24 protein-coding genes are annotated in these 21,639 nt (G+C 53.4%); 14 read left to right on the top strand and 10 right to left on the bottom strand.

The window, feature by feature from the left end:
- The first annotated feature begins 2 nt into the window (after nucleotides 1-2).
- Genes KNP81_RS04005 through KNP81_RS03970 form a run of 8 tightly spaced genes read left to right on the top strand, consistent with a single transcriptional unit; the run spans nucleotide 3 to nucleotide 4,870 of the window.
- Nucleotides 3-506 carry a MogA/MoaB family molybdenum cofactor biosynthesis protein gene (locus KNP81_RS04005; protein ID WP_114164944.1) on the top strand — a complete coding sequence of 168 codons (504 nt, stop codon included), beginning with the start codon at nucleotides 3-5 and terminating at the stop codon, nucleotides 504-506.
- Nucleotides 503-1,051, top strand: a complete 549-nt coding sequence (locus tag KNP81_RS04000; RefSeq protein WP_214718582.1) for a molybdenum cofactor guanylyltransferase — start codon at nucleotides 503-505, stop codon at nucleotides 1,049-1,051. The genes KNP81_RS04005 and KNP81_RS04000 overlap by 4 nt, the downstream gene beginning before the upstream one ends.
- A complete protein-coding gene (locus KNP81_RS03995; protein WP_214718579.1) occupies nucleotides 1,051-2,286 on the top strand; it encodes a molybdopterin molybdotransferase MoeA in 1,236 nt (411 codons plus the stop codon). Before KNP81_RS04000 ends, KNP81_RS03995 begins: the two co-directional genes overlap by 1 nt.
- A complete protein-coding gene (mobB, locus tag KNP81_RS03990; RefSeq protein WP_214718577.1) occupies nucleotides 2,262-2,738 on the top strand; it encodes a molybdopterin-guanine dinucleotide biosynthesis protein B in 477 nt (158 codons plus the stop codon). The genes KNP81_RS03995 and mobB overlap by 25 nt, the downstream gene beginning before the upstream one ends.
- The gene (locus KNP81_RS03985; RefSeq protein ID WP_015880399.1) at nucleotides 2,716-3,171 is read left to right on the top strand and encodes a molybdenum cofactor biosynthesis protein MoaE; all 456 of its coding nucleotides are present in this window, start codon (nucleotides 2,716-2,718) and stop codon (nucleotides 3,169-3,171) included. The genes mobB and KNP81_RS03985 overlap by 23 nt, the downstream gene beginning before the upstream one ends.
- Nucleotides 3,168-3,395 carry a MoaD/ThiS family protein gene (locus tag KNP81_RS03980; RefSeq protein ID WP_015880400.1) on the top strand — a complete coding sequence of 76 codons (228 nt, stop codon included), beginning with the start codon at nucleotides 3,168-3,170 and terminating at the stop codon, nucleotides 3,393-3,395. The genes KNP81_RS03985 and KNP81_RS03980 overlap by 4 nt, the downstream gene beginning before the upstream one ends.
- Before the next feature lie 3 nt (nucleotides 3,396-3,398).
- Nucleotides 3,399-3,863 carry a cyclic pyranopterin monophosphate synthase MoaC gene (moaC, locus tag KNP81_RS03975; RefSeq protein ID WP_214718575.1) on the top strand — a complete coding sequence of 155 codons (465 nt, stop codon included), beginning with the start codon at nucleotides 3,399-3,401 and terminating at the stop codon, nucleotides 3,861-3,863.
- Entirely contained in the window at nucleotides 3,860-4,870 is a 1,011-nt protein-coding gene (locus tag KNP81_RS03970; RefSeq protein ID WP_214718574.1) for a ThiF family adenylyltransferase, read from the top strand. Before moaC ends, KNP81_RS03970 begins: the two co-directional genes overlap by 4 nt.
- Before the next feature lie 37 nt (nucleotides 4,871-4,907).
- Here KNP81_RS03970 and KNP81_RS03965 read toward each other — a convergent pair whose 3' ends face one another.
- Nucleotides 4,908-6,101 (bottom strand): LysM peptidoglycan-binding domain-containing protein, encoded by a 1,194-nt coding sequence (locus KNP81_RS03965; RefSeq protein WP_214718573.1) that lies wholly within the window; start codon nucleotides 6,099-6,101, stop codon nucleotides 4,908-4,910.
- A 278-nt stretch (nucleotides 6,102-6,379) separates the two neighbouring features.
- On the opposite strand from KNP81_RS03965, the gene KNP81_RS03960 reads away from it, so the two are divergent.
- The gene (locus KNP81_RS03960; RefSeq protein WP_214718568.1) at nucleotides 6,380-7,135 is read left to right on the top strand and encodes a FixH family protein; all 756 of its coding nucleotides are present in this window, start codon (nucleotides 6,380-6,382) and stop codon (nucleotides 7,133-7,135) included.
- 33 nt (nucleotides 7,136-7,168) lie between these two features.
- Here KNP81_RS03960 and KNP81_RS03955 read toward each other — a convergent pair whose 3' ends face one another.
- Nucleotides 7,169-8,794: an ABC-F family ATP-binding cassette domain-containing protein gene (locus KNP81_RS03955; protein WP_214718566.1), complete on the bottom strand. Its 1,626-nt coding sequence runs from the start codon at nucleotides 8,792-8,794 to the stop codon at nucleotides 7,169-7,171.
- A 131-nt stretch (nucleotides 8,795-8,925) separates the two neighbouring features.
- On the opposite strand from KNP81_RS03955, the gene KNP81_RS03950 reads away from it, so the two are divergent.
- Nucleotides 8,926-9,537, top strand: a complete 612-nt coding sequence (locus KNP81_RS03950; RefSeq protein WP_214718562.1) for a stage II sporulation protein M — start codon at nucleotides 8,926-8,928, stop codon at nucleotides 9,535-9,537.
- Between the two features lie 23 nt (nucleotides 9,538-9,560).
- On the opposite strand, the gene KNP81_RS03945 is transcribed toward KNP81_RS03950, so the two are convergent.
- The 6 genes from KNP81_RS03945 to KNP81_RS03920 form a co-directional block, all read right to left on the bottom strand.
- Nucleotides 9,561-10,043: a DNA/RNA nuclease SfsA gene (locus KNP81_RS03945; protein ID WP_353048074.1), complete on the bottom strand. Its 483-nt coding sequence runs from the start codon at nucleotides 10,041-10,043 to the stop codon at nucleotides 9,561-9,563.
- A 45-nt stretch (nucleotides 10,044-10,088) separates the two neighbouring features.
- Nucleotides 10,089-10,283 (bottom strand): hypothetical protein, encoded by a 195-nt coding sequence (locus KNP81_RS03940; protein ID WP_214718560.1) that lies wholly within the window; start codon nucleotides 10,281-10,283, stop codon nucleotides 10,089-10,091.
- Between the two features lie 2 nt (nucleotides 10,284-10,285).
- Nucleotides 10,286-10,732, bottom strand: coding sequence for an SACOL1771 family peroxiredoxin (locus KNP81_RS03935; protein WP_214718558.1), 447 nt, complete (start codon nucleotides 10,730-10,732; stop codon nucleotides 10,286-10,288).
- Nucleotides 10,733-10,786: 54 nt separating this feature from the next.
- A complete protein-coding gene (gene pepT / locus KNP81_RS03930) occupies nucleotides 10,787-12,025 on the bottom strand; it encodes a peptidase T (protein WP_214718555.1) in 1,239 nt (412 codons plus the stop codon).
- A 129-nt stretch (nucleotides 12,026-12,154) separates the two neighbouring features.
- Nucleotides 12,155-12,829, bottom strand: a complete 675-nt coding sequence (locus KNP81_RS03925; protein WP_214718548.1) for an LrgB family protein — start codon at nucleotides 12,827-12,829, stop codon at nucleotides 12,155-12,157.
- Nucleotides 12,826-13,182, bottom strand: a complete 357-nt coding sequence (locus KNP81_RS03920) for a CidA/LrgA family protein (RefSeq protein ID WP_214718546.1) — start codon at nucleotides 13,180-13,182, stop codon at nucleotides 12,826-12,828. The genes KNP81_RS03925 and KNP81_RS03920 overlap by 4 nt, the downstream gene beginning before the upstream one ends.
- 151 nt (nucleotides 13,183-13,333) lie before the next feature.
- On the opposite strand from KNP81_RS03920, the gene KNP81_RS03915 reads away from it, so the two are divergent.
- Entirely contained in the window at nucleotides 13,334-14,071 is a 738-nt protein-coding gene (locus KNP81_RS03915) for a YwqG family protein (protein WP_214718544.1), read from the top strand.
- A gap of 45 nt (nucleotides 14,072-14,116) precedes the next feature.
- Here KNP81_RS03915 and KNP81_RS03910 read toward each other — a convergent pair whose 3' ends face one another.
- Together KNP81_RS03910 and KNP81_RS03905 are read right to left on the bottom strand one after the other, a co-directional pair.
- Entirely contained in the window at nucleotides 14,117-17,260 is a 3,144-nt protein-coding gene (locus KNP81_RS03910) for an efflux RND transporter permease subunit (RefSeq protein ID WP_214718541.1), read from the bottom strand.
- A 24-nt stretch (nucleotides 17,261-17,284) separates the two neighbouring features.
- Complete coding sequence (locus tag KNP81_RS03905; RefSeq protein ID WP_214718539.1) at nucleotides 17,285-17,857, bottom strand: TetR/AcrR family transcriptional regulator; 573 nt, start codon at nucleotides 17,855-17,857, stop codon at nucleotides 17,285-17,287.
- A gap of 228 nt (nucleotides 17,858-18,085) precedes the next feature.
- Here KNP81_RS03905 and KNP81_RS03900 point away from each other — a divergent pair, with 228 nt between their 5' ends.
- The 3 genes from KNP81_RS03900 to KNP81_RS03890 all read left to right on the top strand — a co-directional run bounded on the left by KNP81_RS03900 (nucleotide 18,086) and on the right by KNP81_RS03890 (nucleotide 21,638).
- Nucleotides 18,086-19,156, top strand: coding sequence for a Fe(3+) ABC transporter substrate-binding protein (locus KNP81_RS03900; protein WP_214718537.1), 1,071 nt, complete (start codon nucleotides 18,086-18,088; stop codon nucleotides 19,154-19,156).
- Between the two features lie 137 nt (nucleotides 19,157-19,293).
- Complete coding sequence (locus tag KNP81_RS03895; protein WP_214718535.1) at nucleotides 19,294-20,931, top strand: ABC transporter permease; 1,638 nt, start codon at nucleotides 19,294-19,296, stop codon at nucleotides 20,929-20,931.
- Entirely contained in the window at nucleotides 20,931-21,638 is a 708-nt protein-coding gene (locus KNP81_RS03890; protein WP_214718533.1) for an ABC transporter ATP-binding protein, read from the top strand. Before KNP81_RS03895 ends, KNP81_RS03890 begins: the two co-directional genes overlap by 1 nt.
- Nucleotide 21,639 lies beyond the last annotated feature (1 nt).

Here is a 21,639-nt window from a genome sequence, read left to right as displayed (position 1 = left end):
CGATGCAAGCACACAACCATGTACATCAAAACACACAGCGTGTCCGGGCAGCGATTTTAACGATCTCGGATACGCGCACACTCGATACGGACGTGTCAGGCGAACATATTTGCACGCTGTTAAAAGAAGAAGCACATACGGTCACATACCGCGAGATCACGAAAGATGATCCATTTGAAATCGAAGCGGCCGTCAGACGAATGGTCGACGAAAAAATGGACGTCATCTTGACGACCGGGGGAACGGGCATCACGAAACGGGACGTCACCATTGAGACGATTCGACCGCTGCTTGACCGGGAAATGGTCGGTTTCGGCGAGTTGTTCCGTTATGTCAGCTTCACGGAAGATATCGGACCGGCGGCGATGTTGTCGCGAGCTTTAGCAGGACGCATCGGGGATACGATCATCTTTTCGATGCCAGGGTCGCGAGGCGCCGTCGACTTGGCGATGACTCGCTTGATTCTCCCTGAGCTCTCCCATATCGTCTGGGAAGCGACACGATGATTGGGATCGTCTTGGCAGGCGGGAAGTCACGTCGGTTCGGGTCTCCCAAATGGAAAGCCCGTTATGAGGACGTCTCGTTTGAAGATCGGGCACGACAGACGCTTAGTACCACGACGACGTCCCAATGGAGCGTCGTGCCGGCCGGACAGTCGATGACACCCTATCAACTCGAAGACGACAGAGAATGGTGCGGCATGGGGCCGCTCGCTGGCATCGTCACCGTCATGCGGCACGTCCCGGCTGAATGGTATGCCATCTGTGCGTGTGATACACCTTTGTTGCCGTCGCCCGTTTATGAACGGCTTGCGATAGAACGAGGGAATCAGCCGGTTGTCGCCTACGCCGACAATCGAATCCATCCGCTCATCGCCTTGTATCCCCGCTCGATACTGTCCCAGTTCGAAGCCGCGTTACGTCGAGGCGAACGGGCGGTCATGCCTCACTTGACAGAGGCGACAATCGTCTCGTTTGCTGAACGGGACTGGTTTAAAAATGTGAACACACTGAGAGATTATGAAGAAGTGCTAGGAAAGGAAGTGGAGTAATGGAAAAGGGATCGACGCTATTTCGTAAGCCGCTCGCCATTGACGAGGCGGTCGTACGCGTCGAAGAAGCGACGGGGAGAGGTCGGACGGAAACGGTACCGTTGCATCGGACGAACGGACGGATTTTAGCGATGGATCTCGTCGCGACGCATGACGTTCCGGCGTTTGACAAGTCGCCGTATGACGGTTTTGCTGTCCGCTCCGCGGACTTGTTGACTGCGAACCGCGATGAACCGGTGACATTACCCATTCAATACGTTCAGGGAGCTGGACACGTCGGAGAACCGCTCCGCGCCGGCGAGGCGATTCGCATCATGACCGGGGCAAAAATTCCAGACGGAGCCGATGCGGTCGTCATGCTCGAGCTCGTACAAGCGGATGAACGAGTCGTGACGTTCAAACGACCGGCCCGTGATGCCAACATCTCCTATCGCGGGGAAGATGTGGCGGCAGGAACGCATATCGTCGGCCGAGGCACCCGCATCAATCCAGGCGTCATCGCCTTGCTCGCAACGTTCGGCTATGAACAAGTCGACGTGTACGTGAAACCACACATCACTGTGTTCGCGACTGGAGACGAGCTCGTCGAACCGGGGCGGAAGAAAGCCGACGGGCAAATTTATAATTCGAATGCGTATATGATTCTTGCCCAAATCGAGGAGCTTGGCGGCACGGCAACGTATGGCGGCATCTTGCCGGATACGTTCACTTCGACGAAGCGGGCGGTCGAAGAAGCTCTTCAGACGAGTGATGCCATCGTCACGACAGGCGGGGTATCGGTCGGCGATTTCGATTATTTACCGGATGTGTATGAGGCGCTCGGAGCGACAGTACTGTTCAATAAAGTCGGGATGCGTCCAGGATCCGTCACGACGGTCGCGCATGTCGAAGGTCGGCTGTTGTTCGGTTTATCCGGCAATCCGTCTGCCTGTTTTGTCGGCACGGAACTGTTTGTCGGTACGTACATGAAGACGTTGTTCGGACAAACGGAACGTCCTGTCATTTTGGCGGAACTCGGTGTCGATTTCCCGAAACCGAATCCGTTCGACCGCTTCGTCCGTGGACATGTGACGATTGATGCGACCGGGCAGACGGTCGTTCATCCGAGCGGTAAAGATAAGTCGGGCATCGTCTCCTCGCTCGCGACGTGTAACGCGTTGATTCATCTGCCAGGCGGGACGAGAGGGTTTCAGAAAGGAGACACGGTGCGATGTCGAATCATCGATCGGCTTTGATTTTACAAGTGGTCGGCTATCAAAATAGTGGCAAGACATCGTTCGTCTCTGAGCTGACAACACGCTTGTCGGCGATGGGGCTCCGTGTCGGCGTCATCAAGCACCACGGTCACGGAGGGTCGTTCGACTTGCCGATGACTGACTCGCACCGTCACGCGTTGGCTGGTGCCGTGCTATCGAGTGTGATCGGTGAAGACGGGACGTTGATCGAGTGGCAAGCGGTCGATACGTTTGAACTGCTCCTCAACTGGTACGAGGCGCACGTCGACATCGTGCTCATCGAAGGATACAAACGGAAAGATTATCCGAAAGTGGTGCTCGTGCGAGACGGGCATGAACAACCGATCGATGTGACGAACGTAATCGCATGCGGAGACTCCGTGGCAGACAAGGACGGGTTGATGCGTTCAGTGGAAAGGTGGATGGAGGATGAAATGGTATCAAGTGAATGAACATCCGCTCGAACCGATGGCACTTTACGAAACGGTCCGGCATCGAAACGTCGGGGCGGTCGTGCTGTTTATCGGGACGGTGCGAGAAATGACTGGTTCCAAACAGACCGAACTCTTGGAGTATGAATCATACGTGCCGATGGCCGAGAAGATGCTCGAACAAATCGCGAAAGAAGTGGCGGAACGTTGGCCTGGTGCGTTGACGGCGATCCATCACCGGATTGGACGACTCGATATCATGGAAGAAGCGGTCGTCATCGCGACGAGTTCTTCCCATCGCGCCGACGCCTACGAGGCGAATCGTTACGCCATCGAACGCATCAAAGAAATTGTCCCGATTTGGAAACGGGAGCATTGGACCGACGGCACGAAATGGATGGGTGATCAAAAAGAACAACACCCAGGACGCCCGGAAGGAGTGACGTACACATGATTGAGGTATTATGTTTTGCCCACGTGGCAGAAGAGTTGGCGGTCCGGTCCTATACCGTTTCAGCGCCACAAACAATCGCCGCCTTGCGAGCGGATTTGGCCGAGCGGGGCGTGTCAGGAGCGGAACGTCTCATGTTCGCGGTCAATGAGCGTTATGAGACGGACGAATACACGGTTGCAGACGGGGACACGGTCGCCGTCATTCCAATGGTGAGCGGAGGGTAAACGATGGAATTGACACATATGAACAACCAAGGGCGGGCGCGGATGGTCGATGTCTCGGATAAACCGGAAACGACACGTACTGCTCGGGCCCGTACATCAGTTGAACTGAGCGGTGAACTCAAACAACTCATCACGGATGGGGGTCTTGCAAAAGGGGATGTACTCGCCGTCGCTCAAGTGGCTGGCATCATGGCCGCCAAAGAGACGAGCCGCATCATCCCGATGTGTCATCCACTCGCCTTGAAAAAAGTCGATTTGACGTTCGAATGGGACGGGACACAGCTCATCATCGAGTCGTTTGTGAAGACGAAAGGCGATACCGGTGTCGAGATGGAGGCGTTGACAGCAGCAATGGTCGCCGCCTTGACCGTGTACGATATGACGAAAGCAGTCGATAAAGGCATCGTCATCGGACCGACGTACTTGCTCGAGAAACAAGGCGGGAAGTCAGGGGACTACATCCGATGACACCTGTCCCAGAACGTTACGCGCGGCAGGCCCGGTTCCACGGCATCGGGGTGGAGGGCCAAGAACGTCTGATGGAAAAATGCGTGCTCGTCGTCGGTCTCGGCGCGCTCGGGGCGGCCGTTAGCGATCAACTTGTTCGGGCCGGCGTCTCGCTCATCCTCGTCGACCGCGACTATGTCGAGGTGACGAACTTACAACGACAGACGCTCTATACGGAACAGGACGCACGTTCCGAGACGCCGAAAGCGGTCGCAGCGCTCGAACGCCTGCGGGCCATCAACTCAGACGTTGAGTTGGACGCTCAAATCGCCGATGTCTCGTGGGATTGGCTTCGGCCTTTGCCGTCCGTTGATCTCATCTTGGACGCAACCGATAACGTCGAGACGCGTCTTCTATTGAACGATTTCGCACTCGAGCGTGGCATTCCGTTCTTGTTTGCCTCTTGCGTCGGGGCATACGGCATGAACTACACGGTGATGCCGGGAGAAGCGCCGTGTCTTCGTTGTCTCATGCGTCATTTGCCGCTAGCCGGGCAAACGTGCGCGACAGCGGGGGTGGTAGCGCCAATCGTTCAACATGTGGCAAGTCGTCAAGCCGTTGAGGCATTGAAATATTTGACGGGGCGTCATGAAAAGATGGAACGTCGACTCTTGATTGAAGATATGTGGGAAAACCAGTCACAGCGACTAGATGTCGCACGTCTCGTCGATGTGTCTTGTCCTTCTTGTCAAATTCACGACTATCCGAGCCTCGTCCCGAATCGGCAACAGACAGCACTCCTCTGTGGGCGTGACGTCGTCCAAGTCCGTCGGTCCATCGAAGGGCTTGAACCAATCGCACATCAACTCGAGCGTGCGGACATCGCTGTGAAACAGACACCGTTCACATTAGAATGGCGATGGCGGAATCATCGGATGCTTTTATTTAAAGACGGTCGTGTGCTCGTCCATGGAATTGATGACGCGAACGTCGCAATCGCGATGGTCGATGAGTGTCTTGGCGCATAAAAAAGTGTCCCCCGAAAAGCGGAGGACACTTTTTTGGTTAGCGTGGGATTGTAAGCACTTGCCCGACGCTAATCAAGCTGACGTTCGTAATATTGTTGGCGGCTGCAATCTTAGCGACAGTCGTGTTATACATCGTCGCAATCTTGTAGAGCGTATCCCCTGATTTTACCGTGTATTTCACCGTAGTCGTCGGTGGTGTGACGGTTGTACCTGGGATGATCAGCACTTGTCCGACATAGATGGAGTTGACGTTCGTAATATTGTTGGCGGCTGCAATCTTAGCGACGGTCGTTTTGTACAAAGTGGCGATCTTATAGAGCGTGTCACCCGATTTAACCGTATACTTGACGGTCGTCGTAGGTGGAGGAGTTACAGTGGTACCCGGGATGACGAGCACTTGTCCGACGTAGATGAGACTGTAGTTTGTAATTTTGTTGGCCGCAGCGAGCGCAGCGACTGTGACGTTGTAAGCTCGGGCGATGCTATAAAGGGTATCGCCTGATTTGACGGTATACGTTTTGCTGGTAGATGTGTTTTGGTAAGCGAGCAATTGCGAGACGGTGACGAACTTGTAGCCTTTCGCTTTCAACTGGGCAATCATCGTCGGCAAGGCGAGTGGTGTACCTGGAGCGCCGGCACCGGTGTGCATCAAGACGATTGAGCCTGGTTTGATGTTCGCCTGTACTTTCGTATTGATTTGGCTAGCAGTGACTCCTTTCCAGTCCACGGTATCGATGTTCCATTGAATCGTATAACCGTAGCCGGCAGCGCCGACTCCGCTCAACACGGCGCTATTGACGGCGCCGAACGGTGCCCGGAAGATTGGTTTTGTCGTTTTGCCAGTCAGCGATTTAATGAGCACTTCCGTCCGATCAAGTTCTGATTTCATTTGCGTGGCGGTCAACTTTGTGAAGTCTGGATGGGTATACGAATGGTTACCGAGTTGGTGACCTTTAGCTGCGATGTTTTTAATGTATTGAGGATGGTTATTGGCGCCTGATCCAGTCAAAAAGAAAGTGGCTTTGACGTTGTTCTTGGCAAGTATGTCCAAAATCTTATTCGTATTCGCACCATCCGCCCCGTCATCGAACGTCAACGCGACAACTTTACTCGTCGTATTCACGCTCGTGATGAATTTCGAAGCGGCGGCGTCAGCCGATTTTGGATAAGCGACTAACGGTGCCAACATGATCAACAAGGCCATCAACACACGTACAAACTTGCTCTTCATTTTGGTTTCGCCTCCATTCTTGGGTGTATGTATCTTGATGTTAAGGCTTTCCATATATTGAGCTGTGTATATATTTTATATACCCCCTTTTAGTGGTAAACATCGTCTAACCCTAAAAATAGGGAAAGGAATTTTTGGATAATGACTCTCAATATTTGTGTTCAATTTATGAGTGACAAACGTGTCAAATATCACACAATCCTCACACATTTCCTAAAAAAGGGTGCTATCATGAACAATGTGTGAAGAATGTAAGCGATTGAATAGGGGGATTCAACATGAGCAAATCAATGAAACGGTTCGGGGTGGCATTTGGTCTAGTCGGTCTGTTCGTCCTTGGGGCGTGCGGAGCCGATGAAACGGCCAGTGGTACGGAGACGGTGCAGTCGATGGAACCGGTAGAAGCAGAATTAAACGTTCCGGCCACGGCGGACAAAGACGAGACGGTCACGTTGGCGGTGCGCGTCACACAAGACGGTGAAGCGGTCGATGATGCCGACGAGATTAAGTTCGAGGTCTGGAAAAATGGCGCCAAGGAAGAGAGTGAGATGACGAAAGCGTCGCTCACAGAAGACGGAGTGTATGAGGCGGAGACAACTTTCTCCGATGAAGCGGTCTATACGGTACAAGTGCACGTGACGGCTCGATCGATGCACACGATGCCGACGACGAACGTTACGGTCGGCCATCCTGAGACGGCGGCCGAGGCCGAAGCCGAAGCTGAGCAAGACCATCACAACCACGCGGGAGCGGACATCGTCCTTGATCCGACTCAAGCTGTCGCCAATGAAGTCCAACCGTTCACAGTCAACGTCGAAATTGAGCATGAGGCGTTGACGGGTGCGGACGTCCAACTCGAAGTGTTCAAAGACGGAGCGGACAAGCACGACTGGGTGAAGCTTGATGAAGCGGAAGGCGGAAGCTATGCAGGTGAGCATACGTTCCCTGAGGCAGGTACGTACAACGTCCAAGTCCATGTGACAAAAGGCCATGACATCCATGAACACATCATGGAGACGGTCGAGGTCAAATAAAAAAACGATCGGCCGCGGCCGATCGTTTTTTTCTTATGCGTTCTGATAGAGTGACTCGACTTGCTGTTGAAGCGATTCGTTCTCAAGGAACTCGTCGTACGTCGCTTCTTTGTCGACAATCCCGTTCGGCGTCACTTCGATGATGCGCGTGGCAATCGTCGAGATGAGCTGATGGTCATGCGAGCTGAAGAGGAGTACGCCTTTGAACGTTTCGAGACCGTTGTTGAGCGCTGTGATCGACTCGAGATCCAAGTGGTTCGTCGGATCGTCGAGGACGAGGACGTTCGAGTTCGAGAGCATCATTTTCGAGAGCATGCAACGCACTTTCTCTCCCCCTGAGAGGACAGATGCTTTCTTCATGACTTCTTCGCCTGAGAAGAGCATACGACCGAGGAAGCCGCGAAGGAACGTATCCGACTCGTCTGCTGGTGAGAACTGGCGTAACCAATCCAAGATGCTCTTATCTGAGCCTTCGAAGTATTCTGAGTTGTCTTTCGGGAAGTAAGACTGTGTCGTCGTCACGCCCCATTTGATTGTACCTGTGTCGGGCTCCATCTCACCCATGATGATTTTGAAGAGTGTCGTGATGGCGACGTCCGAACGGCCGACGAATGCGACTTTGTCCGTCTTGTTCAGTGAGAACGTGACGTTATCGAGTACTTTGACGCCATCGATTGTTTTCGAGACGTTGTCGACGTAGAGTACGTCATTCCCGATTTCGCGTTCCATCGAGAAGCCGACGAACGGATAACGGCGTGATGATGGACGGATATCGTCGAGTGTGATTTTATCGAGCAACTTCTTACGCGACGTCGCTTGACGCGCCTTCGAGGCGTTCGAGCTGAAACGGGCGATGAAGTTTTGAAGTTCTTTGATCTTCTCTTCTTTTTTCTTGTTCTGGTCGTTGGCCATACGTGAAGCAAGTTGGCTCGACTCGTACCAGAAGTCGTAGTTCCCGACGTACAATTGAATCTTACCGAAGTCGAGATCGGCCATGTGCGTACATACTTTGTTCAAGAAGTGACGGTCATGGGATACGACGATGACGGTGTTCTCGAAGTTGATTAAGAACTCTTCGAGCCATTGAATCGCTTTAAGGTCAAGACCGTTCGTCGGCTCATCGAGGAGAAGAATGTCAGGTTTGCCAAACAATGCTTGTGCAAGGAGGACTTTGACTTTCTCGCCACCTGTGAGCTCGCTCATGAGCTTGTGGTGTGATGCGTCCGTGATACCGAGCCCTTGAAGGACCATGGCAGCTTCTGATTCAGCTTCCCAACCGTTCATCTCGGCGAATTCGCCTTCGAGTTCAGCCGCGCGCATACCATCTTCGTCAGAGAAGTCTTCCTTCATATAGATGGCGTCTTTTTCTTTCATGACTTGATACAAACGCTCGTGGCCCATGATGACCGTCTCGAGTACCGCTTGATCTTCGTACGCGTAATGGTCCTGTTTAAGGACAGCGAGGCGTTCGCCAGGCGAGAAGCTGACGTCACCTGTTGTCGTCTCTTGCTCACCGGCAAGAATTTTTAAGAATGTTGATTTCCCGGCGCCGTTTGCGCCGATCAAGCCGTAGCAGTTGCCTGGTGTGAACTTGATGTTCACGTCTTCGAACAACTTGCGTCCACCGAATTGGAGACTTACGTTATTTACTGTAATCATGTATAGGATCCCTCGTTTTTCTGATTTGTTTACGACGTGTATTGTATCACGTTTTTGGAAAACGCGCAGTCGTGGGTAAAAATGAAACGAACGTTGACGAGATTCGTATAGCTTGATAAGGGGGAATTCAAATGAAAACATCACTATCCATTCGCGAGGCGTGGTCGAACTATTATCGGAACGACTTTCTGCGACTGTGGATCCTTTTCATCATTACCGGCATCGGGTCGTACTTCTTGTTTCGATCGTTTATCGCACCCGATCAAGTAGACGAGATTTTAGCCCAGCTCGGAGATACGTTTGAATCGAGGGGCTTGACGTTCGATACGAGCGCGCGCGAGACGATGATCGCCTTGTTCGTGAACAATACACGCGTCACGTTGTTCGCTTTCCTGCTCGGGATGATTCCGCTCTTCATTCCATACGTGTTCGTCGTCATCAACGCCGCTGTCATCGGTTTAGTCGCCATGCTCGTCGGGTTCGCCGGCGAATCGGTCGTCCGGGTCATCGTGCTCGGCATCTTGCCGCACGGAATCACCGAGATTTCGGCCATCTTGCTCGGAGCGGCGATGGGATTATCGCTCAACCGTTACGTGTGGAAGAAACTGCGCGGGAAAGAGACGGACGTCACGTTCAAGGCGCTATTTGTGGCAGGCGTGAAGATGTTTCTCTTCATCGCGGTGCCGCTCCTCGCCATTTCGGCCGTCATCGAGGCATACGTGACCCCACTGTTGTTACAGTAAAAAAGCCATCAGCGATGGCTTTTTTACTTGAAATGATTCGTTGTCTCAACGCAACGGATCATACGAATCCCTTCTGTGGTCAGCTCGCCGTTCACTTGCCACATTTCTAGTCCGTCCGCAATCGCCTCGCGAATCATCTGGCGAATCCGTGCGTCTTGTTTCCGGTTCGGATTGCCGGTGAACACGGGCGCGTCGTATAGGAAGACATACAGCAGGACAGCCCGTTTGGTTTCAGGCAACGTCGCAATCAACGTCTCGAGATGCCGCATCAACCGTTCGGTCTCGACCGGTCTCGTCACCGCACGTCGTTCAAAGCGCGAGAGAGGCGTCACGAACAGCTCGGCGAGTGGTGCCTTCACTTCCATATAAACACCATCGACCTTGAAATCGAGTCGTGATGACCCGACGACTTGCTCACGCCCCACCTGTTTGGGGGAAGGAAAGACCGGTAATGCGTCCGTGTCCAAACAATGCGCGACGAAATCGTTGGCGCGACCTTGATGAATCCCGATCCATTGTCCATCCGCATCGATTGAGACGGCTTCTACCGTTTAGGCCGTGTGCCGTCGCGGGTCGTTCGTCGTCGAGACGAGACAAGGCACCCCGTCAAAGACGAGATCGCCGATGCGGCCTGTGACCGGACAGTGACAGGCGACGACGGTGTCACCGAGCAACACGTCCATCACGAACCGATTGCGCCGTTTCAAGATGATCCCTTCATGCAGGGGTTGTGCGAAGCGATACATCGTCAGTCGACGCGTGTGACCGTCGTGTCGAGCTCGAACGTGACGTTGCCGGCCAAGGCGCGTGAAATCATGCAACCGTCTTTCGCTTTTTTAGCAATCCGTTCGACGAGCGTGAGGTCACGGTCTGTGGCTGTTGCCGGCACGTTGATGCGGGTCGTGTAGCGAATCGTCTCATACGTGAAGACGCCGTTCGTCACGTCGACGATGCCTTCGGCGTCGATGGTGATGCCACGGTGCGGCAGGTCACTGCGCCCGAGCATGGCCGCGAGCGTGATGATATAGCAAGTAGCCGCAGCACCGAGAAGCATCTCATCAGGGTTCGTCCCGATGCCGGGCCCATCCATTTCCGGGGGAATCGAGATTTGTGTTTTCAACCGTTCAGCCTCGAGCGTACCGACGTCATTGCGTCCGCCGGTCCAGTCGAGGTTCATTTGAAACGTATGCTTCATAAAAATCGCCTCCAATGTCTCTATTCTAGAAGAGAACGATTGGAGGCGCATGTGTTATGCTCGCGCGCGTTCAGCGAACGTGCGGAGCGTCTGGATGATGACATGGGTCGCTTTTTCCATGTTGTTGACGGAGACGTACTCGAACTTGCCGTGATAGTTCTCGCCGCCCGTGAAGATGTTCGGGGTCGGGAGTCCCATATACGACAGTTGCGAGCCGTCTGTCCCGCCGCGAATCGGTTCGATTTTCGGTTCGATACCGAGTTCGAGCATGACATCGGCGACCGTGTCGACGATATGTTTCACCGGCTCGATTTTCTCGGCCATGTTGTAGTATTGGTCGTCCATCTTCAAGTCGATGCGCGCTTCGCCGTATTTCTGTTTCCATTCGACGACGAGTTTTTCAAGCAACGCTTTGCGCGCTTCGAACTTCGTGCGGTCGTGGTCGCGGATGATGTATTGGAGCGTCGTCGTCTCCACGTCGCCAGAGAAGCCGTTCAAATGGAAGAAGCCTTCATAGTCGCTCGTATGCTCTGGCGCCTCATCGGCCGGAAGGCGGTTGTGGAATGCCATCGCCAATTTCATCGAGTTGACCATCTTGTTTTTGGCACTGCCCGGGTGAACGTTCGTCCCATGGAACGTGACCGTGGCACCGGCGGCGTTGAAACTCTCATATTGGAGTTCGCCGAGCGGGCCACCGTCCATCGTATAGGCGAAGTCGGCGTTGAAGCGGGCGACGTCGAACTTGTGCGGGCCGCGGCCAATCTCTTCGTCCGGTGTGAAGGCGATGCGGACCGGTCCGTGCGGAATTTCCGGATGGGCCAATAAGTATTCGACAGCGGTGACGATTTCAGCCATGCCGGCTTTATCATCGGCCCCGAGCAGCGTCGTCCCATCTGTCGTGATGAGCGTATGGCCGACGTAGCCGTCGAGTTCCGGGAAGTCACGCGGCGACAAGATGACACCGAGCGCCTCGTTCAAGACGATATCGCCACCCTCGTAATGCTCGACTAGTTGCGGGTTGACGTTCGTCCCGGTGAAGTCGGTCGCCGTATCGACGTGGGCGAGGAGCCCGATTGTCGGTACGTCATGGTCGACGTTGCTCGTAAGCGTGGCGAACAAGTAGCCGTATTCATCCGTCTCGACGTCTTCGAGTCCAATCGCTTTCAACTCGGTCTCGAGATGGCGAATCAAATCCCATTGTTTCGCCGTCGACGGTGTCGTCTCACTCGTGAAGTCGGACTGTGTGTCAATTTTTGCATACGTGATTAAACGTTCAATCAATTTCGATTGCATGGTCTGCCTCCTCTGATGAATCTGTTCTCATTTAGTTTAGCATGAGAGCCGTTTTGAAAAGTATCGAAATTGTTTGAAAATAAAAAGAGAGGCGCAATGGCCTCTCTTCGTGCCCGATTTCTTCCCGAATCAAAACAGAAGAGGAAGTAGAAACGGCAACACGAATGACGTGAAGATGGCAGACAGACCCATCGCGGCGCCGCCTGTCGCCCCTGACAGCGGGTGTTCTGTGGCTGCTTGGGCCGTGCCGATGCCGTGGCTCAGCGTCCCGAGCGCCAATCCTCGTGTGAACGGGTCGGTCACGTTGAAGCGCGTCAGAATCGTCGGACCGAGCATGGCCCCGAGAATCCCACAAGCGACGGCGACCGACGCGGCGAGTGCGGCGTCACCTTGCAGTTGCCGCGCCAATTCCAGTGCGATTGGTGACGTCACTGATTTTACGGACAAGGCGACCAGGACGTGATCTGTCAATTTAAGCGCGGTCCCTAACCCGACAGCGACGAAAATTGTCGACAGCGTCCCGAGCATGATGGCCCCGAGCGCCCGTTTCGCACGCGCGAGCAAAATGGGCAAGTTGCGATAGAGTGGTAATCCGAGTGCGACCGTGGCTGGTCCAAGCAGCGTCGTGATGGCGTCTCGAGCCGGAGCGTACGCATCATACGTCTGTCCGGACAACAGCAACACGACAATCAGTGTCGCCGTGCTCAAGAAGACGACGTTCGTGAACGGGGACGCCCATTTGAAGGACAACTTTCGGCTCAACATGTACACGCCGATGGTGATGAACACCCAAAATAACGTCATGAGGCCTCACCTCGTCTTCCTGAGATGAGTGCGGTGACGATGAGGCCGACAATTAGACTGACGATCAAGGCGGCAAAGAGCGGCATGCCTTCCGCTTTTAATAAATCACTGTACGACATGAGTCCGACCGCAATCGGGATGAAGAAGAAGGCGAGATGCTTTGTCAAAAAACCAGCGCTGTCTTCAATCCACTCGACCCGAATCAGTTTGGTCATCAATAAGAGCAGCAAGAGGACCATCCCGATGACGCTTCCGGGAACTTTTAAATCAAGCGTCGCGACAATCCAATTTCCGAGTGCGCTCAAGCCAAACAAGAGCGAAAGGCTGATCACCCATTCGATGAGACGTTGCATATGTGACATCCTTTCACGAATAAGTTCAAAACGTAAGCATCTTCTCAAGTTTCATTCATTCGGTCAAGAGAAAGGCTATATAAAAAATGATAAAGGGTACACACGTTCGGTATGATAGACTACTTGTATCATATCCGAATGAGGTGTTCGAATGGAACTTCAATCAATCAAACAGTTTATTGACCAGCACGGGCTCGAACAGGGGGATGACATCTTGGCGGCGTTCACGAAGCGCGTTAACTTGAAGCTTGAACCCCGAACGACACGAGAAGAAGTCGCAATCGGTCATTCGAAATTTGGCGGCTATCCGGATTTACCGAGTGTGTCGGACCATCCCGGAGAGAACTTGACGTTTTTGGCACAGTTCAGGCTTAGTGACTTCGCTGGATTTGAATCGGTCGAAGCGCTTCCGAAAGAAGGCATGTTATCGTTCTTCTATGATTTGGACGAACAACCGTGGGGTGACGCAGACGAACGTCACCTTTGGCGCGTCCTCTATACAGAAGCGACGACGCTTGAACGGGTACGGGTCGGCGAAGCGCTCAAGGAGCGGGCTGCCACATTCGAGGAAGGTTATGCGCAAAACGATGATGCACTGTTTGATTTGATGAGCGAAGAAGAATATACCGCTTTTGAGGAGCTGTTCGATGAGGGCGAGTTGCATGCGGTGGGCGGGCATCCGGACGAGGTGCAAAACGATGTGTTTGAAGAGATTGAAGAGACGTATGGGGAACGTTTCCGTGACCCGTTTCTCTTATTCCAAATGGATTCGAGTGAAGAACTCGACATCATGTTCGGTGACGCCGGCATCCTTTATTTCCTCATCCCGACCGACGCCCTCAAAGACAAGAGCTTTGAAGAGGCAGAAATCATCATGCAATGCTATTAAACACAAAAAGAGAGTCGACCCTATTTGGGCCAACTCTCTTTTGCGTTACGCTTGTTTTTTCTTGCGGAACCGTGCGAAGAACTCATACACGATTGGGACGATGAGGAGCGTCAACAGCGTCGAACTTGTCAATCCGCCGATGACGGTCACACCAAGACCTTTCGAGATCAAGGCGCCGCCTTCAAGGCCAAGTGCGAGCGGAGCGAGGGCACCGATTGTCGCGAGCGCCGTCATGAGAATCGGACGGAGACGTGTACCGGCTGCCTCGAGCAACGCATCACGCGTCGAGAGACCGGCCGCTTCTTTATGAATGACGCGGTCAATCAGGACGATGGCGTTCGTGACGACGATCCCAATCAACATAAGCGCACCGATCAAGGCTGATACCGAAATCGTTTCGCCTGTGATGAGTAGGGCGACAAGTCCCCCGATAATCGCATAAGGAAGCGAGAACAGGACGACGAACGGTGTGACGGCACCGCCGAACGTGATGACGAGCACCAAGTAGACGATGGCGACGGCCGCGAGCATGGCGAGACCGAGCTGGGTGAACGATTCTTGAATCTGTTCAGTGACCCCACCGACGTCATAAGAGACGCCAGTCGGGAGCTCGATGTCAGACACACGTTCTTCGATAGCAGCCGAAGCTTCCGTCGCTTTGTCCGTGCTGAGCTCGACGTTGACGCGAGCGAGGAGCTTCCCGTCGCGTTGGACGAGCGTATCCGGTGTCGTACCTTCCTCGACTTCGATGAAGTCCGAGATTGGCCGAGGGCCGAACGGCGTCGTCACTTCTTGTTCTTGCAACTCTTCAATGCTGTCGTACGTGACTTGTTCTGTCGGGATGATGACATCGAGTTGCTTGTCATCGATCGTCACGGTCGAAAGCGGGCTTTCTTGCGCTTGGAACTGTCCAATCGTCTGGGCGAGCTGAGCGGCCGAGACGCCTGCCTCAGCAGTAGCTTGCTGGTCGACGTTGAACGTGTACTGCACGTAAGATTCGCGAAGATCGGACGTCGCTTGACGGACGTAATCCGTCTCTTCTTCAATCGTCTCGATGAATGTCGGGACGATGGCTTCTAGATCTTCGAGCGAGTTGGCATAGACGTTGTACGTCACGCCACTCGTGCCGGCGCCGCCGGCGAAGTCTTGCTCTTTCCATTCCCCGCCTGTAGCGAGTTCGTTCAAGCGTTCGACGTCAGCGATTTTGACGTCAGCGAAATCTTCTGTGTCCGGGTCATACTGGACGATGAAAATCCCTTGTTTGTTGTTCCCCGGGTTGAGCGGGTTCTCGCCACCGACCGTGAATTGGACGTCGGTCGCGTCTGCTTGCTCTTCCATGAAATAAGTTTCGGCGATTTCAGCTGCCGCAATCGAATCGTCGAGTGTTTGGCCCGGTTCTGGGTCGAACGTGACGTAAAGCGTCTTCTCCGACTCTTGGTTCAAGAAGTTGACCCCGATGGCTGGGACGAGGGCGAAACTTCCGATTAAGAGTGCTGTCGCGAGACCGAAGACGACGAGTTTATGGTTGAGCGACCAGTTGAGGACGCCACGATACCATTGCGCGAGCTTCCCTGGTCCTTCTTCTGGTTTCAATTTATCGCGGTTCTTAAAGAACGAGTCGGCCATCATCGGTACGACCGTGATCGCGACGAGTAATGACGCGAGCAAGGCGAAGACGACGGTCAAGGCGAACGGTAAGAACAGCTCACCGACGAAGCCAGTGACGAACCCGAGCGGCAAGAAGACAGCGATTGTGACGATCGTCGACGACGCGATCGGAATGAACACTTCTTTCGTCGAGGCGATAATCAGTTCTTTGCCTCGCAACGTCTCGTTCGGACGGGTGAGGCGGCGGTAAATGTTCTCAATGACGACGATGGAGTCGTCGACGACGCGTCCGATGGCGACGGTCATCGCGCCGAGCGTCATGATGTTAAGCGTGATGTCGAGCTGTTTCAAGACGATCAATGCCATAAGGAGCGAGAGCGGAATCGAGATGACCGCAATAATCGTCGAGCGGAAGTTACGAAGGAACACGAGAATGATCAAGATGGCGAACAAGCCACCGAGCAACGCTTTCGAGACCATCGTCTCGACCGATTCTTCAATCGGTTGACCTTGGTCGAGCGTGACCGATACTTTGGCCGTGTCATAGTCGGCTTCGAAGTCGGCGAGCACGTCTTTGACGGCGTTGACGACGTCGACGGTGTTCGCATCTTGTGTTTTCGTCACTTGAATCCCGATGGAACGTTCCCCGTTCGACCGTGAAATCGATTCCTCGATCCCGCGGTCTTCAATCGTCGCGAGTTCGCTCAAGGCGACGGTCGGGACAGTCGTCGGGATGTTGGCTGGTGGCACGGCACCTGGCACTTCAGTCGGGACTTGTGGAGTCTCGCCAGTCGGAAGTTCTGTTGGCGCACCTGGCACCGGCTGTTCCGTTTGTGCGGGTGAGTACGGGATTTGGAGGTCGCGGAACGCTTCGAGCGTCTCCGACTTCCCGTCGATGACGACGGCTTGTTCCGTATCACCGAGTTCATACAAGCCGAGCGCGATGCGGGCATCGTTCGCTTGAATCAACTGTTTGACCGTGTCTTCCGTCAAGTTGTATTCGGCAAGTGCCTCCTCATCGAACTGAAGCTCGACGCGACGAATCTCTTGTCCGGCGATTTGCACGGTCTGAGCGCCTTCTACACCTTCAAGCGCTGGTTGTAACTCATCTTCGACCAATTTCGTCAATTCAGCCAAATCGAGACTCTCATCCGAGACGGCTGCCCCGATCACCGGGAACGCGTCAAAGCTGAGACGCGACACCTGCGGGTCTTGGACGGCTTCAGGCAACTCGACGTTGCTGAGCGCGTCTTTGACCAGTTGTTCAGCCTCTTCCATGTCGGTGCTGAAGTCGTAATCGATTTGAATGTTTGAAGCGTTCTGGAACGAAGACGAACGAACTTGTTCGACACCGTTCAAGCTCTTCAAGCGTTCTTCGAGCACGGTGCTCACTTCGTCGAGCACTTGTTCAGGTGAGGCTCCTGGATAAATCGTCGTCACCGAGACGGTCGGTGTCGTGATGTCAGGCAATGTTTCTAGTTTCATCGTCAAGCCGGCGAAAATTCCGGCGGCTGTCAAGATGATCGTCATCAACCAGACTGCGAACTTGTTGTTGACGGAGAAGGACGTGATTTTCTGCATGGGATTCATTTCTCCTCTGAGGGCTTAGTCTGTTTTACCCGAATCGATATTCCGGGCTCGCTCGATCAAGCGAGCGATAATGTCGTGTTTTAAGGCAGGCGGGGCGACGCCGACGTTGAAGTGCTCGGACATCATCATGCCTTCGAGTGCATAACGGATAATCATCGTCTCAACGGGGTCGCTCGTCTGTTGAAACTGAGCGAAGAACGTGTCGAGGTCGTGCTTCCATCGTTCCGCGTACTCTTGGTCGACCGCGAACAACGTCAAGAAAGCGATCATTTTCTCGGCGTCGATGTGGATCGGTGAACGCTCCGGATGGAGTTTTGTCTCGTCAAACAGGCGGACGAACGCTTCGACAGGACCGTTGCCGTCCGCTTGAAGCGACTCGTACAAATCGTTTTGTTCGGTTTGGAGCCGTTCGACGATGGCGGTCAGCAGCGCTTCTTTGGATGGATAATGATACAGGAGACCACCTTTCGAGACGCCAGCTGTCTTGGCGACTTCATCTAATGTAAGATGATGCACACCATGCTCCATGATGATATCCGTCGCGGCATCCAACAATTTTTGTTTCGTGATCATTGATCGGTTTGTCATGTCATGCCTCCTTTCTGTACCGACCAGACGGTTTGTTCTCTTTCACTATAGGGGGCTAGTCATTTTGAAGTCAAGAAATGATGATGTTAAAACTGTTAAGTTATGTACCTATAACTGAAGTAAACGATTTCAAAAAAAGGTTGACGTGAGAATGATTATCAGTGATGATATTAACTGAGAGTAATTATCATTACCAATAATAGATATGAATAAGTGGGGGATTATGAAATGAACAAAAAGTACATGGCACTCGGCCTTTCGGCTGCGCTCACGACATCACTTCTTGCGGCTTGCGCCAGCACAGAAGAAACGACGACTTCAAGCGACAACGAGACAGCAGAAGAGTCAAAAGTCGTCAACGTTTACTCGAGCCGTCACTATGATGTAGATAAAGAGCTTTACAAGCAGTTCGAAGAAGAGACAGGCGTGAAAGTTAATGTCGTTGAAGGGAAGAGCGATGAGTTGCTCGAGCGTTTGAACACAGAAGGCGACAATACAGAAGCCGATCTCTTCATCACAGCGGATGCAGGGAACTTGTATCAAGCGAAAGAAGCGGGACACCTGCAAGCGGTCGATAGCGACGTGCTTGAGTCGAACGTTCCGGAGAAATACCGTGACACGGACAACGAATGGTTCGGTCTCACGAAACGGGCGCGTGTCATCGTCTACGCGAAAGACCGCGTGAAACCAGAAGACTTGTCAACGTATGAAGCACTCACGGAAGAGCAGTGGAACGGCAAAGTACTCGTCCGTCCGTCTGAGAACATGTACAACATCTCGCTCCTCGCCTCATTCATTGAAGTGAACGGTGTCGACCAGGCAAAAGAGTGGGCGAAAGGCATAGTCAACAACTTTGCACGCGACCCACAAGGGAACGACCGTGACCAAGCGAAAGCAGTCGTGGCCGGTGAAGGTGATGTCGCCATTATGAACACCTACTACATGGGTCTCATGTTGAATTCGGAAGATGCGGAAGAGAAGAAAGTCGCTGAACAACTTGGCGTCTTCTTCCCGAACCAAGATACTACGGGGACACACGTGAACATCTCAGGAATCGCGATGACGAAAGCCTCGAAGAACTCGGAGAACGCGAAGAAGCTCATGGAGTTCATGTCTGATCCGTCGGCACAAGAGCAGTTCGCGAGCGTAAACTACGAGTATCCAGTAAATGAATCGGTTGAACCGAACGAACTCCTTAAATCATGGGGTGAGTTCAAAGAGCAGGACATCAACTTGTCTGTCCTCGGTGAAAACCAGCAAGAAGCCATCCGCGTCTTCAACGAAGCGGGCTGGAAATAAGAAGACTTCGGCTTGAACAGACGTTCAGGCCGAAGATTTTTGCGTTTCTCGACACGCTAGCGGTACAACGATAGCGTTGAGCCTGATATGATGGGACAGGAAGTGACTGAACGAAAGAAGAACGGGAGTTGTACGACATGAACTGGTACGCGCTGAAACGACAACTGAATGGATGGGCCATCCTCAGCTTTATCGCGCTCTTGTTCATCGTCCTGCCAGGCGTCGTCGTCTTGGTCGAACTATTCGCACCGGTCAATGACAACTGGCAACACATCCGCGAGTATTTGTTGCCGACTTACGTACGCAATACCCTGTTCATCATGCTTGCGACCGGCCTGCTGACGACGATTATCGGGACGAGCTTAGCTTGGTTCGTCACGGTATACGACTTCCCGTTCCGTAAGTTCTTCAAATGGGCGCTCATCTTACCGCTCGCCATCCCGCCTTATATCGGGGGATACACGTATCACGGGATTTTGAACTATACGGGCGTCATCCAGACGACGCTACGCAATGAGTTCGGCATCACCGTCGACCAGACGTATTTCAACATCATGACGATTCAAGGAACGGTGTTCATCTTCACGCTGTTCTTGTATCCATACATTTACACGATCACGCGGGCTTTCTTGCACAACCAATCGTCCTCGATGATTGAGAACGCCCGCATCCTCGGCCGCGGCTCATGGGATATCTTCTTCACCGTCGTCATCCCGATTTCGCGTGTCGCCATCATCGGCGGGGTCAGCCTCGTGTTGATGGAAGTATTGAACGACTATGGGGTCGTCAAATACTTCGGGATTCAAACGTTCAGTACGGCCATCTTCAGTACGTGGTTCGGGATGAAAGATACGTCCTCGGCGCTGAAACTCGCCGGGACGCTCATGATTCTCGTCATCGCCATCTTGACGATGGAACGGCTCGTCCGAGGTCGGAAGCAGTTCAGCTATGCGACGACGAAAGTGAAGCCGCTCAAACCGAGACAATTGAACGGGTGGCACCGCTACGCCGTATTCGGCTACGTGGCGACCATCTTCGCTATCGCGTTTCTCATCCCGTTCGTGCAACTCGTCGCTTGGACGGTGTTGACGTTCGAGCAAGTGTTCACGGCCGAGTTTTTCCGCCTCGTCTGGAACACGGTGAGCGTGGCGTTCATCGCGACCGTAATCATTCTCGTGTTCGCGCTCATCATCGCGAACTACACGCGCCTGTTCCCGTCGAACATGACACGCGTCATCTCGAAAGTGACGACGCTCGGCTATTCGATTCCGGGAGCGGCCATCGCCATCGCCGTCATCACGTTGTTCTTGCTGCTTGACGAGTGGGTGCTGTACGTGGCGCTCGCGCTCGATTTGGGGCAGACGTTCGTGTTTAGGACGACGCTCATCATGCTCATTTTCGCCTACGTCATCCGCTTCCTCGCCATCGGCTATAACTCGATTGAGAGCGGATTTGAGAAAGTCGGGAAGTCGTTCACGGAAGCGTCGCGCATGCTCGGGTGGGGGACGGTACAGACGTTCTTCCGGGTCGATATCCCGATGATTAAAGGGGCGATCATGAGCGCGTTCATTCTCGTCTTTATCGATATTATGAAAGAATTGCCGCTGACGCTGTTTTTACAGCCATTCAATTTTTCGACGCTCGCCACGCAGGCGTTCAAATATGTCAGTGACGAGAAGATTCATGAGGCCGCGCTCGCCTCGATCGTCATCGTGCTCATGAGCGGACTGTTGATCTTTGTGTTCCATAAGGTGCTTGATAAGGAGGCCGACTAATGTTTGTTCAAATCAACGATTTACACTTCAGCTATAAAGGTGCGCAAGCTGAGACGATTAAAGGATTCTCCATCTCGATCACGAAAGGTGAAATCGTATCGCTTCTCGGCGACAGCGGTTCTGGGAAGAGTACGATTTTACGCCTCATCGCGGGGCTCGAGATGCCGAACCAAGGCGTCGTCGTCGTCAACGACTGTGTCTGTTGCGACGACTGCCAGTTCATGCCGCCTGAACAGCGTGGTGTCGGGATGGTGTTCCAAGACTATGCGCTCTTCCCGCATATGACTGTTGAGAAGAACATCCGTTTTGGTCTGCATAAATTGAGCCGGAAGGAGCGGAACGAGCGCGTCGAAGAGATGCTGGCGCTCGTGAACTTGTCCGAGTTCCGTCATCGCTATCCATACGAGCTCAGTGGTGGTCAGCAACAGCGTGTCGCGCTCGCGCGTGCGCTCGCACCGAAACCGTCGCTCCTCATCTTGGATGAGCCGTTCAGCAACTTGGACACGTCGCTCCAACATCGCATTCGGGACGATTTGCGCCGCCTCCTCAAACAGACGGGGACGACGACTATCTTCGTCACGCACGATGAAGAGGACGCGGAGGCGCTCGCCGACCGTATCGTCTATCTTGGCGAAGGCAAAATCAAAAAACAGGTCATGACGGAGAACAATAAGACGTTCAACCCGCAGATTCCGTGTTTCGTGTAAA

Origin of the sequence: Exiguobacterium sp. s149, assembly GCF_018618395.1 — a bacterium.
Lineage (GTDB): Bacteria > Bacillota > Bacilli > Exiguobacteriales > Exiguobacteriaceae > Exiguobacterium > Exiguobacterium chiriqhucha.
Note: the sequence above shows the minus strand (reverse complement) of the source record. Positions and strands in the feature narration are given on the sequence as shown.